At 64.3% G+C, this 11,717-nt stretch carries 12 protein-coding genes; 10 read left to right on the top strand and 2 right to left on the bottom strand.

Annotated elements, in window-relative coordinates:
- The first annotated feature begins 301 nt into the window (after positions 1–301).
- Positions 302–667 carry a WhiB family transcriptional regulator gene (locus HMPREF3166_RS04355; protein ID WP_034971252.1) on the top strand — a complete coding sequence of 122 codons (366 nt, stop codon included), beginning with the start codon at positions 302–304 and terminating at the stop codon, positions 665–667.
- Here the strand turns inward: HMPREF3166_RS04355 and HMPREF3166_RS04350 are convergent, their stop codons facing one another.
- Entirely contained in the window at positions 668–1,120 is a 453-nt protein-coding gene (locus HMPREF3166_RS04350) for a metallopeptidase family protein (protein ID WP_035004332.1), read from the bottom strand.
- An 82-nt stretch (positions 1,121–1,202) separates the two neighbouring features.
- Between HMPREF3166_RS04350 and HMPREF3166_RS04345 the strand changes: the two genes are divergently transcribed.
- Genes HMPREF3166_RS04345 through manA form a run of 3 tightly spaced genes read left to right on the top strand, consistent with a single transcriptional unit; the run spans position 1,203 to position 4,099 of the window.
- Positions 1,203–1,616 carry a DUF3499 domain-containing protein gene (locus HMPREF3166_RS04345; protein ID WP_237746278.1) on the top strand — a complete coding sequence of 138 codons (414 nt, stop codon included), beginning with the start codon at positions 1,203–1,205 and terminating at the stop codon, positions 1,614–1,616.
- 14 nt (positions 1,617–1,630) lie between these two features.
- Complete coding sequence (locus HMPREF3166_RS04340; RefSeq protein ID WP_070487824.1) at positions 1,631–3,007, top strand: phosphomannomutase/phosphoglucomutase; 1,377 nt, start codon at positions 1,631–1,633, stop codon at positions 3,005–3,007.
- Positions 3,008–3,016: 9 nt separating this feature from the next.
- Positions 3,017–4,099, top strand: coding sequence for a mannose-6-phosphate isomerase, class I (manA, locus tag HMPREF3166_RS04335; RefSeq protein WP_070487823.1), 1,083 nt, complete (start codon positions 3,017–3,019; stop codon positions 4,097–4,099).
- Here the strand turns inward: manA and HMPREF3166_RS04330 are convergent.
- Positions 4,077–4,862, bottom strand: a complete 786-nt coding sequence (locus HMPREF3166_RS04330) for a hypothetical protein (protein WP_070487822.1) — start codon at positions 4,860–4,862, stop codon at positions 4,077–4,079. The two genes, manA and HMPREF3166_RS04330, sit on opposite strands and share 23 nt — an antisense overlap.
- Positions 4,863–5,002: 140 nt before the next feature.
- Here HMPREF3166_RS04330 and HMPREF3166_RS04325 point away from each other — a divergent pair, with 140 nt between their 5' ends.
- The 6 genes from HMPREF3166_RS04325 to lpqB all read left to right on the top strand — a co-directional run bounded on the left by HMPREF3166_RS04325 (position 5,003) and on the right by lpqB (position 11,708).
- Positions 5,003–5,383 (top strand): DUF4259 domain-containing protein, encoded by a 381-nt coding sequence (locus HMPREF3166_RS04325; protein ID WP_035004323.1) that lies wholly within the window; start codon positions 5,003–5,005, stop codon positions 5,381–5,383.
- 68 nt (positions 5,384–5,451) lie between these two features.
- Positions 5,452–6,891 (top strand): adenosylhomocysteinase, encoded by a 1,440-nt coding sequence (ahcY, locus tag HMPREF3166_RS04320; RefSeq protein ID WP_070487821.1) that lies wholly within the window; start codon positions 5,452–5,454, stop codon positions 6,889–6,891.
- Between the two features lie 2 nt (positions 6,892–6,893).
- On the top strand, positions 6,894–7,544 hold the full coding sequence (locus HMPREF3166_RS04315; RefSeq protein WP_035004319.1) for a dTMP kinase: 651 nt from the start codon (positions 6,894–6,896) through the stop codon (positions 7,542–7,544).
- 5 nt (positions 7,545–7,549) lie between these two features.
- Positions 7,550–8,227, top strand: a complete 678-nt coding sequence (gene mtrA, locus HMPREF3166_RS04310) for an MtrAB system response regulator MtrA (protein ID WP_141741127.1) — start codon at positions 7,550–7,552, stop codon at positions 8,225–8,227.
- Between the two features lie 6 nt (positions 8,228–8,233).
- Positions 8,234–9,982: an MtrAB system histidine kinase MtrB gene (gene mtrB, locus HMPREF3166_RS04305; protein WP_049049829.1), complete on the top strand. Its 1,749-nt coding sequence runs from the start codon at positions 8,234–8,236 to the stop codon at positions 9,980–9,982.
- Positions 9,975–11,708 carry an MtrAB system accessory lipoprotein LpqB gene (gene lpqB, locus HMPREF3166_RS04300; RefSeq protein WP_049049830.1) on the top strand — a complete coding sequence of 578 codons (1,734 nt, stop codon included), beginning with the start codon at positions 9,975–9,977 and terminating at the stop codon, positions 11,706–11,708. The genes mtrB and lpqB overlap by 8 nt, the downstream gene beginning before the upstream one ends.
- Positions 11,709–11,717 lie beyond the last annotated feature (9 nt).

The following is an 11,717-nucleotide window of genomic DNA, read 5'->3' as shown; positions in this document are numbered from 1 at the left end:
TTCGCCGTCCGAGGAAAAATTTAGACAAATTTCACTACATCTAGTGTGTCCTGAACTAAAGGTTCAGGAAAATGTCCATATGTTGTGGTTTTAGGTAACGTTCCGTGCATACGTTGTGGTTGCGTTAGAGCCTATTTTCTCAGGAGGCTGTGGCTGTAGGGGCGCTAGTGACTGATGTGAATGAAGTGGCTTGAGGGAATTTCCCAAAGCTTGACGCGGTGTAATTACCAGTGTGTAATCTTCAGTAGACCAACAAAGTCAGGCATCAGATACATCAGATACATCAGATGAGGAGACCTCCGTGGACAAGTCAGTAGACACCGCCCTTCGTGGCCACTTTGCTGACGGTTCCTCGGCGGTAGAGCAGGAGGCGAACGTGGACAATGAAGCTCGCCAGAAGAACCTCTTCGATCTGACGCAGGACTTCGATCTGCTTTTCGATGCAGTAGAGCAGGACTGGCAAGAGCAGGCGCTGTGCGCGCAAACCGACCCGGAGGCGTTCTTTCCGGAGAAGGGTGGCTCCACCCGCGAGGCCAAGCGCATCTGCCAGGCCTGCGGCGTGCGCGACGAGTGCCTGGAATATGCATTGGAGCACGACGAGCGCTTCGGTATCTGGGGCGGGCTCTCCGAGCGCGAGCGTCGCCGCCTGAAGAAGCGTATTGGCTAACTAAAGCCGCGGGTCGATCTGAGTGGGGGAGACGTTCAGATAGCAGGCCACCAGGCGCACAATGATCATCCGCAGGATGTCCTGCAGCTCCCGCGCGGAAGTCGCGCGGGATTCCACTGGACGGCGGAAAATAATGATGCGCGGACGGGTAGGGGCGCCAGTGTTGTCCACGCCGGCGGTGACCAGTCGGCCCAGCGGAACCTGACCATCGGCGACCACATCCTCCGGCCACTGCCGGTAACCCGCGCTCAGCCGCATGCGCGGCACGACGTCGACGGCGACGTCGAGGCTGGAAAGTTCGGCGTCAAAACGCTCCAAAATAGGTTCGAACGCATCCAAAACCGCATCGTCGAAGCGCTCCGAACGCGACTTATTCCGCGGCACCTCCGGCAGCAAGATGCCCCGGATGCCCCTGCCTCGGGGGTCCTGCCTCATGCGCGCGTCCTGCTTCATAGGAACACATCTTAACCGCGCTGCGGCGACATGCCACGAGGGCACGCTCGAAAGCCAGGGTAAAAGGGCTACACTAATGCGCGTGACTTTTATCCGACAATGCTCTCGCCCCGGCTGCGGCAAGCCTGCCGTCGCCACGCTGGAGTTCAACTATGCAGAGCAGCTGGCCATCGTGGGGCCGCTGAGCGTTAGCGGAAACCCTCACCGGTGGGACCTGTGCGAAAGCCACGCCCGCCGCACCACCGTTCCGCAGGGCTGGACGTTGGAGTTTGCCGACGAACCCGCGGCCGCCGAAGCTGACGAAGAAGACTTGATGGCGCTGGCCGAGGCCGTGCAGCAGGCCGCCGAGCACGAGAAGCAGGAGCAGGCGCAACCCGCCCCCCGGCTCTACCGGCGCTCGGAGATCCCCGAAGCCACGCCGCACCATCCATCCATGAAGAACCTGCCCCGGTCCACGCCGCGCCGCCACCTGCGCGCGGTCCGCGACCAGCACTAGCGAAAGGAAACCCCATGGCTACCCATTCCCCCAAAGACGTAGCAGCGGCCATCAAGGCCTATGACGTCCGTGGAGTTGTCGGCGAGGGCGCCGGATTCCTCAACGAGGAGTTCGTGCGCGACGTGGCTGCCTCCTTCGCCCGCCTGATGCGCGAAGAGGGCGCGGAGACGATCGTCATCGGCCACGATATGCGCGACAGCTCTCCGAGCCTGGCCGCCGCCTTCGCGGAAGGCGTGAACGCGCAGGGGCTGGACACCGTCACCCTGGGGCTCACCAGTACCGACGAGCTGTACTACGCCAGCGGCGTGAAGGAATGCCCGGGTGCCATGTTCACCGCCTCCCACAACCCGGCGAAGTACAACGGCATCAAGCTCTGCCGCGCCGGCGCACGTCCGGTGGGGCAGGATTCCGGCCTGGACCGCATCTCCTCCGAGCTGGTCGAGGGCATCCCCGCCTACGACGGCGAGCCCGGCACCAACACCACCGAGGACGTGCTGGAAGGCTACGCCGACTACCTGAACAACCTGGTGCCGCTGAACATCCGCCCCCTGAAGGTCGCGGTGGACGCGGGCAACGGCATGGGTGGGCTTACCGTTCCCGCCGTGCTGAAGCAGGACTCGCTGGAGATCTTCGACCTCTACTTCGAGCTCGACGGCAACTTCCCGAACCACGAGGCCAACCCGCTGGACCCGAAGAACCTGGTGGACCTGCAGAAGTTCACCGTGGACAAGGGTGCGGACCTCGGCATCGCCTTCGACGGCGACGCGGACCGCTGCTTCATCGTGGACGAGCTGGGCGAGGCCGTTTCCCCCTCCACCATCTGCGCCATGATCGCCGAGCGCTACCTGGACGAGCAGCCGGGCGCGACGATCATCCACAACCTGATCACCTCCAAGTCCGTACGCGAACTGGTGGAGGCCAAGGGCGGCAAGCCGGTGCGCACCCGCGTGGGCCACTCCTTCATCAAGGCGCAGATGGCCAAGGAAGGCGCTGTCTTCGGCGGCGAGCACTCCGCGCACTACTACTTCAGCGACTTCTTCAACGCGGACTCCGGCATGCTGGCCGCCCTGCACGTGCTGGCGACCCTCGGCGGGCAGGACAAGCCGCTGTCCGAACTGAAGCGCGCCTATGAGACCTACCGCGCCTCCGGGGAGATCAACTCCGAGGTTGCCGACCAGGCAGGACGCACCGAGGCCGTGGTGGAGGCCTTCGCCGACCGCACTGCATCCGTCGACCGGCTGGACGGCGTGACCATCGAGCTGCAGGACGGCTCGTGGCTGAACGTGCGGGCGTCAAACACCGAACCGCTGCTGCGCCTCAACGTCGAGGCGCGCGACGACGAGGGAGTACAGGCCATCGTCGACGAAGCTCTCGCCGTGATCCGGGCTTAGGAGGCACACATGCGCCGCATCGAAGGTGCTGTCCAGAACTACGCCTGGGGGTCGCACGAAGCGCTGGCGAAGCTGCAGGGGCGGCCTACCCCGACCGAGCAGCCCGAGGCCGAGCTGTGGTTCGGCGCGCACCCAGGTGCTCCCGGGGTGCTGCTGGACCTGATTAACGCCGATCCCGAAGGACAACTGGGGCAGGGGCGCAAGGCCCTTCCGTTTCTGCTGAAGCTGCTGGCCGCCGAGCGCGCACTGAGCATTCAAGTGCATCCGACGAAGGCACAGGCCGAGGCGGGATTCGCCGCCGACGAGGCCGCCGGGATCGCCCGCGACGCCTTCGAGCGCAACTACAAGGACGACAACCACAAGCCCGAGCTGCTGGTCGCCCTAGGTGAGTTCGAGGCGATGGCGGGCTTCCGGCCGGTCGCCCGCACTGCCGAGCTGCTGGATCGGCTGGCCCTGCCCGAACTGGATTTCCTGCGAGGCGATCTGCGCGGCGCGGTCGAGCGCGCGCTGCACATGCCGCCGGGGGATCTTCCGGAGATTATTGACGCCCTCACGCGGCGCTGCCGGGAGCTTGTGGCCAACGCGGACGATTGGGTGGGCGAGGTGGCGGACCTGGTTCTGCGCCTGGAGCAGCAGTACCCGAACGACCGGGGCGTGCTGTTTGCGCTGCTGCTCAACCGCGTGGTTCTGCAGGAAGGCGAAGCACTGTACCTGGACGCGGGACAGCTGCACGCCTATGTGCGCGGCACGGGCGTGGAGATCATGGCGAACTCGGACAACGTGCTGCGCTGTGGGCTGACTCCGAAGCACATCGACGTCGAGGAGCTGCTGAGCGTGGTGCGCTGGGAGGAGCTCGCGGATCCGCGCCTGCAGGCCGATGCGGATGGGGTGTATCACACCCCGGCGGAGGAATTCAGCCTGCGCAGAGTGGACGGGGATGCAGAGGTCGCCGGGCCGGCAATCGTGCTGGCCGTCGGGGGAGCCACGGAGTGCGGGGAGCTGCACCTGGATAGCGGCTCCGCCGCGTGGGTGCCCGCAGGCGAGGAGGTGCGCGTGAGCGGGAAGGCCTTTATCGCCCGTCCCGGGGCTTAGGCTTCGGGCCTGCCGTGGTGTCGGTGGGCCCGTCTGAGGCCTCGCCGTTGTTAGGTTCCTTTGGTTCCTCGGCCTCGTCAGTCCCGCGCTGCGGCTCGGCGGTCTTAGTCGAGTCGGAAGGCTCCAGAGGGAAGCCATCCGTCGGGAATGGGATCTCGGCGCTGCCGTCCGTGGCCTTGCCGGTCTCGGTGACGGGGCCGGGCTTAGTTGTGCCGGGCTGTTCCGCCTGAGATGCGCCCGGCCGAGCCGACGAGACCTGTGGAGCCTGCTGGGTCGACGGGGGCTGGGTCGGAACCTGTGGCTGCTGTGCCTGCCCGGGGGACTCCAGGCCCTCCGCGACGATGGTCTCGGATGGCTGCGAGCCGTTGTTCTGCTGGCCGTTCCAGGCGTTGGGTGGCAGGTAGGGATCCTGGCCCAGCGGGGCGACATTGCTGAAGTTCGACCCGTTCCCGGACTGCGGGGCGCGCGTGGAGTAGGCAGGAGGATCCGGCTGCGAGGTCGGCTCGTCGGAAACCACATCGTGATCCTGGGAAGCCGCGCCTGTGCTGATGGCGACAGTCGACTCCTCTGTCGTATTGCGCTTCGGGGAGGTGGCCTCCGAACCCGACTGCCAGGTCCAGACGCCGATGACTCCGGCCAGGACTAAGCCGACGATGGCGATGCCGCTGATGGCGCGGGGAACCGGGGAGTGTTGCTCACCGGTCTCGTAGATGACGGCGGTGCCCTTTTCTTCTTCGGCGCCGCGTTGTTCTTCTTCGGCCATCTGGCTCACCTCCTTTTCGGCAAAAGTCACAATTTGGTTAAGGCACAACAGAGCCTAGCAGGGATACACGGCTTTGACCACAGTTATTGGGCGTGTAAACGCGCTACAGTCGGTAATTGAGCGACAGAAAGGGCAGCACCATGAGCAACTGGGACGAATTCATCTTCTCGCAGGAAGACAACGTGGACTTCCTGGACGAATTGGCCGACCTGGACGGCCCCGAGGTAGCTGGGGCTCTCGTGGACGCCGTGAACCTCGCCCTGCGCGAAGAACAATCCGGTTCGGTGGACTACTCCATCGGCCTGTGTGCGGCCACAGTCGCAGCCATCTGGGGCGGCGCGCCCTTCAGCACGGCAACGGTGGCTGACGAACACCCCTTTATCCGCGCCCACATCGGCGAATGCCCAACCAACCTCCAGGAAGTTTCGCTGCAGCTGCTGGACGGGGAGATGGAGCGGCGCGAGGGCGAGGAAGACCTGGAAGCCGAGGGGCTGGAAACCTTCGTCGAGGCGCTGAGCTAGTAGACTGTCTGAAGAAAAATAGCCCTATAGCTATATACCTGTACATTTACCGAGGAGTCACCCCACCCATGGAGTTTAAAGTCAAGGATCTCTCGCTGGCAGAGGCCGGCCGCCACCAGATCCGCCTGGCGGAATACGAGATGCCCGGGCTGATGCAGCTGCGTAGCGAATACGCAGAAGAGCAGCCCCTGAAGGGCGCCCGCATCGCCGGCTCCATCCACATGACCGTACAGACCGCCGTGCTCATCGAAACCCTGGTGGCCCTTGGTGCAGAGGTGCGCTGGGCATCCTGCAACATCTTCTCCACTCAGGACGAGGCCGCCGCAGCCATCGTCGTTGGCGACGGTACCCCGGAGGCTCCCGCCGGCGTGCCGGTGTTCGCCTGGAAGGGTGAGACCCTGGACGAGTACTGGTGGTGCCTGAAGCAGATCTTCACCTGGGGTGAAGGCGTGGAGGCCAACATGATCCTCGACGACGGCGGCGACGCGACAATGGCCGTCATCAAGGGCATGGAGTTCGAAAACGCCGGCCTGGTCCCCGACGCGGAAGAGCAGGATTCGGACGAGTACAAGGCCTTCCTCGGAATGCTGCGTGAGACCTTGGCGGAGGACGGTAAGTTCTGGAGCCGGGCGTCAGAAAACATCAAGGGAGTGACCGAAGAAACGACGACGGGCGTGCACCGCCTGTACCACTTCGCGGAGCAGGGTCTGCTGCCCTTCCCAGCGATGAACGTCAACGATGCGGTGACGAAGTCCAAGTTCGACAACCGCTACGGCACCCGCCACTCCCTGATCGACGGCATCAACCGCGCCACCGACATGCTGATCGGCGGCAAGTCGGTGCTGCTGTGTGGCTACGGCGACGTCGGCAAGGGCTGCGCCGAGGCGCTGGCGGGCCAGGGCGCGATCGTGAAGGTCACCGAGGTAGACCCGATTAACGCCCTGCAGGCGCTCATGGACGGCTTCGAGGTCGTGCAGGTTGAGGACTTTATTAGCGACGCCGACATCGTCATCACCGCAACGGGCAACCTAGGAATCATCACGTTTGAGCACATGCAGATGATGAAGAACCACGCGGTGCTCGGAAACATCGGCCACTTCGACAACGAGATCGATATGGCCAGCCTGCTGCACCGCGAGGACGTCAGCCGCGTGACCATCAAGCCGCAGGTAGACGAGTTCACCTTCCCGGGTGCCAACGGTGACCCGGTCTCCATCGTGGTGCTGAGCGAGGGGCGCCTGCTGAACCTGGGCAACGCCACCGGCCACCCGTCGTTCGTGATGTCCAACTCCTTCGCTGACCAGACGATCGCGCAGATCGAGCTGTACACGAAGTCCGACCAGTACGGCAACGACGTCTACCGCCTGCCGAAGATCCTGGACGAGATGGTTGCGCGCATCCACGTCGAGGCGCTCGGCGGAAAGCTGACGACGCTGACCAAGGAACAGGCTGAGTACATCGGCGTGGACGTTGCCGGCCCGTTCAAGCCGGAGCACTACCGTTACTAGACATGATCGTTAGCTTTGAAGGGGTCGACGGCGCGGGAAAGAACACCCTGGTCACGGCCGTAGAAAAAGAGTTGGTGGAGCGCGAGGTGCCGGTCGCGCGCATCGCGTTTCCGCGATACGAGGAATCCCACCCAGCGATGCTGGCGCGAGAGGCGCTGCACGAGAACCTGGGCGACCTGATCGATTCCGTGCACGGCATGGCCACCCTGTTCGCCCTCGACCGCGCCGAGATCGGGGCGGAACTGGCGGACTTCGACGCAGATGGCTACGTGATTCTGATCGACCGCTACACCGCCTCTAACGTGGCTTACTCCGCCGCGCGCGTCAACGGCGACGTGGCTGAGGTCGGCCAGTGGGTTAACCAACTGGAGCAGGAGAAGCTAGGAATCCCGGCACCCGACCTGCAGATCCTGGTGGACGTCGAGGCGGAGGTGGCCGGGCAGCGCGCCGAGTCGCGCGAGGCCCAGGACCAATCGCGGGCACGGGATGCCTACGAGCGGGATAGCAGCCTGCAGGAACGCACCGTCCGTGCCTACCGGGCACTGGCGGAGCAGCAGTGGCTGAGCCCGTGGGTGACAGTCGACAGCACCGGAGACGATTACGAGGCCCGCGCGGCTAAGGTCGCGGACCTGCTGGAAGAAATGAGAGGATGACAACCGTGGAAACGAAGATTCTGGTGGTCGACGACGACCCGGCAATCGCGGAAATGCTCACCATCGTTCTGCAGGGCGAGGGCTTTCGCACCGTGGTCGTGGGCGACGGCGTAGAGGCCGTGAAGGCCGCGGAGGAACACAACCCGGACCTCATCCTGCTGGACGTCATGCTGCCCGGAATGAACGGCATTGACGTGTGCAAGGCGATCCGCGAAACCTCCACGGTGCCGATCGTCATGCTGACGGCACGCACCGACACCGTGGACGTGGTGCTGGGCCTGGAGTCCGGCGCCGACGACTACGTGCACAAGCCGTTCAAGCCGAAGGAGCTGGTGGCGCGAGTGCGGGCACGCCTGCGCCGCACCCCCGAGGAGGCCCCTGCGGAGACGATCGAGGTGGCAGACCTGAAGATCGACGTGCCCGGCCACCAGGTGATCCGCGATGGCCGGGAGATCGCGCTGACCCCGATCGAGTTCGACCTGCTGGTCACGCTGGCCTCCCGCCCGCGCCAGGTGTTCTCCCGCGAGGAGCTGCTGGAACAGGTGTGGGGCTACCGCAAGTCCAGCGATACGCGCCTAGTGAACGTCCACATTCAGCGCCTGCGTTCGAAGGTGGAGAAGGACCCGGACGACCCGAAGATCATCCAGACCGTCCGCGGGATCGGCTACAAGACCGGCGAATAGGTTCTCGTGGAGCAGGAACAAGCGAGGGAACAAGCGAGGGCCAAGAAACGCAAGCCAGCCCGCCAAGCACAACCGAAGGCCCCGGGTTTCCCGCAGAAGGTGCAGGGGAAGACGCTGGCCGCGGGTGCGACGTTCTGGTCTGTGCTGCGCGACTTCTTCCGCCGGCCGCGGGATACCTGGCTGCGGCTCATTAATTCGATCCGATTGCGCTGGCAACAGTCCATCCAGCTGCGAGTCATCGGTAGCGTGGTGGCCTCCAGTACTTTCGCATTCCTGCTCATTGGTTTCCTGCTGGTCGGTTTCCTGAGCCAGCAGCTGCTGGCCACCAAGTTCTCCGAGGCCGTGGACAGCATGGATCGGGCACGCACGGCAGTGGAAGAGCAGATCAGCGCCACCGACTCCTCCAATCCGGTGTCCGTGCGGCTGACTTCCGCCAGGGCTGTGCTCACCAACCGTTCGGCAGGGGTGGAGCAGACAAGCGTCCCGGTGTACGACTCGGTGCTTATCGCCAACAATGCCAGCGAGACGGAAACGCGGATTCCCAATCACATCGATATCCCTGAAAATCTGCGCGAGTTTGTGCATCAGGGTCAGGTGGCCTACCAGTACGCCAGCGTCGACGGTGAAAACGGCAGTTACAAGGCACTCATTATTGGCAGTCCCGTATACTCCGATATCCCTGGTCTAGAGCTCTACCTGCTGGTGCCGCTGACCTCCGAAGAGGCCACACTGAACCTTATGCGCGGCCTGCTGATGGCCGGTGGGATCGTCCTCATTATCCTGCTGCTGGTGATCGGCTGGGTGTTTTCCCAGCAGATCATCGGCCCGGTCCGCGCGGCCTCGAAGATCGCCGAGAAGCTGGCGGCGGGCCACCTGCACGAGCGCATGGTTGTGGACGGCCAAGACGAAGTCGCCAGGCTCGCCTACAGCTTCAACGACATGGCGGAGAAACTCTCCACCCAAATTCGCAACCTGGAAGAATTCGGCTCGCTGCAGCGCCGGTTCACGTCCGACGTTTCCCACGAGCTGCGCACCCCGCTTACGACGGTGCGTATGGCGGCGGACATGATCGAAGACAACGCCGACGAGCTCGATCCTCTGACCGCCCGTGCAGCCCACCTGATGACGAAAGAGCTCGACCGCTTCGAGACCCTCCTAGGCGACCTGCTGGAGATCTCCCGGCACGACGCGGGTGTGGCAAACCTATCCGCTGAAAAGGTAGACGTGCGCGGCGTGGTGCGCTCCGCTCTACAGCAGGTGCGTGCCATCGCCGAGGAAATCGGCACCGAGTTCAACGTGGACTTGCCGGAAGACCCCGTGATTGTCGCCGTGGACTCGCGCCGCGTGGAGCGCATCCTGCGCAACCTCCTGGCCAATGCCGTCGACCACTCGGAAGGAAATCCGATCGACGTGAAGATGGCCATCGGCAAGGACGCGCTGGCAGTCGCCGTCATCGACCACGGAGTGGGGCTAAAACCCGGCGAGGAGGAGATGGTCTTTAACCGCTTCTGGCGCTCCGACCCGTCGCGCGAGCGCCGCACGGGCGGCACTGGCTTGGGCCTGGCCATCGCCAAGGAGGATGCCAATCTGCACGGCGGTCGCCTCGAGGCCATCGGCGAACCCGGCGTGGGCGCGTGCTTCCTGTTGACCCTTCCGCTGGAGCAAGGCCACAAGGTAAATGCTTCGCCGCTGCCTTTGGCGGTGGGGGCTGAGGGCGTCACTACCCAAGAACAAGAAGGGGGCGATGATGAGTAACAAGACCACAAAGGTCAAAAAGGTACTGTCCGCGGTGGCCGGATTGGGTCTGCTGGCCGGTTGCTCGACCCTGCCGGACGATACGAACCCCGAGGCGATCTCTAGCTACGCGCCGGCCCCCAGCGGGCAAGAGGCGCCGACCCCGACCGATGGGCAGCCTTCCGACCTGCTGCTACGCGATTTCTTCACCGCCAGCGCCCACCCGCTGCGCAACCACCAGGCGGCAAAAAGGTTCCTCACCAGCGGCATGCAGGGGCGGTGGCAGTCCGATGCGCCGACGATGGTGCTGGACCGGATCGACATCGCCTCCGAAGGCCCGGGCGATGATTCGAAGATCACCTACCGCGTGCGCGGCAATATCGTCGGCACACTGGGCGTGGGCGGCGTGTTTGACCCGCAGTACACCGCGTTCGAGACCAGTTACGAGATGCAAAATGTCGATGGCCAGTGGCGCATCAGCAACCTGCCGAACGTCGTGGTGCTGGATCGGCAGGACTTCGTGGGCACCTACCGCGCGCGGAACATCTACTTCCCGGATATCAACGGTCGGGCGCTTGTGCCGGACCGCCGTTGGATCTACACCGGACAGCAGTCCACCGCCGCCTCCCTGGTCTCGTTGCTGGTTGCGGGGCCGCAGGACCGTTTAAAGAAGGCGGTGCGAAACCTTATTCCTGAGGACGCCACCGCCCAGGTCTCCAGCGACAACGAGGGAGACCCCGCCGTACACTTCACCGGCCTGCAGGAACTGTCCGCTGATGCGCGTCGGCTGCTGGCGGCACAAGTGGTGTGGACACTGGCGGGATCCGAGGTCCGTGGCCCCTATGAGCTCACGGCGGACGGCACGCCCATGAGCGATGACACGCACGGCAAGTGGCTGGTGCAGGACCTTTCGCAATACGACCCGAACGTGCAGGTGCAGGCGCCGCTGCGGGCCGTATCGGGCGGCGACATCTACCAGCAGGACGGGACGCGAGCGCAGAAGCTGGACGGTTGGCTTGCACAACAATATGTCGAATCTGTGGCCCTCAGCCCGCGGGACGAAGTCTTCGCGGCCGTAACCGGACGCGGCGATGAACCGCGCCAGTTGATGATCGGGGCGAAGGGGGACCAGCCCGTGAGCTCCGTGCGGGCGGATTCGCTGACGCGCCCGACCTGGGGCTTGGATGCCACATCGGCCTACGTGGTAGCCGATGGCGAGCGGATTACGGAGATCACTCGCAACCCGGAGACCGGCGCCGTGGGGGAGCAGAAGGTGGATAGCTCCACGATGCGAATGGTCGACGGGGACGAGAAGCGCATCAGTGTATTCCGCGTATCGCACGACGGTGCCCGCGCCGTGATGATCGTGAACGGAAGGGTTTACGTGGTGACGTTGGAGACGACCGACGATGGCACGAAACGGCTGGGCACACCGGTGGAGATCGGACATGCCGTGGGGGATACCGCGGTTAGCGCCGACTGGTCTGATGACGGGTCCGTCCTGGTGGGCACGCGCGCCAATGACGCCCCAGTGTGGGATATCGAGGTTGATGGGTCCTATTCGCAGCAGATCACGGGCCGCAACCTATCCGCCCCGGTGGTGTCGGTGGCCACGGACGGCAGCAAGATTTACGTTACGGATGCCAATGCGTTGATGCAGTTCGACGTCACCTCCGAGGAGTCGCGCTTCTGGCGCGAAGTACCAACTATGCAGGGAAAGCGGGCAACCCCGGTGCTAGCCGACTAGGCTGAGTGC

The organism is Corynebacterium sp. HMSC08A12 (assembly GCF_001807485.1).
Classification (GTDB): domain Bacteria; phylum Actinomycetota; class Actinomycetes; order Mycobacteriales; family Mycobacteriaceae; genus Corynebacterium; species Corynebacterium evansiae.
The sequence above is the reverse complement of the archived record's forward strand: the minus strand, read 5'-3'. Positions and strand labels throughout refer to the sequence as shown.

Excerpts from the sequence above, each read along its gene's own strand:
- HMPREF3166_RS04325 (WP_035004323.1), top strand. The coding sequence starts at position 5,003 with ATGAGCAACTGGGACGAATTCATCTTCTCGCAGGAAGACAACGTGGAC.
- HMPREF3166_RS04315 (WP_035004319.1), top strand. The coding sequence starts at position 6,894 with ATGATCGTTAGCTTTGAAGGGGTCGACGGCGCGGGAAAGAACACCCTG.
- manA (WP_070487823.1), top strand. The coding sequence starts at position 3,017 with ATGCGCCGCATCGAAGGTGCTGTCCAGAACTACGCCTGGGGGTCGCAC.
- lpqB (WP_049049830.1), top strand. The coding sequence starts at position 9,975 with ATGAGTAACAAGACCACAAAGGTCAAAAAGGTACTGTCCGCGGTGGCC.
- ahcY (WP_070487821.1), top strand. The coding sequence starts at position 5,452 with ATGGAGTTTAAAGTCAAGGATCTCTCGCTGGCAGAGGCCGGCCGCCAC.
- HMPREF3166_RS04340 (WP_070487824.1), top strand. The coding sequence starts at position 1,631 with ATGGCTACCCATTCCCCCAAAGACGTAGCAGCGGCCATCAAGGCCTAT.
- HMPREF3166_RS04330 (WP_070487822.1), bottom strand. The coding sequence starts at position 4,862 with ATGGCCGAAGAAGAACAACGCGGCGCCGAAGAAGAAAAGGGCACCGCC.
- HMPREF3166_RS04350 (WP_035004332.1), bottom strand. The coding sequence starts at position 1,120 with ATGAAGCAGGACGCGCGCATGAGGCAGGACCCCCGAGGCAGGGGCATC.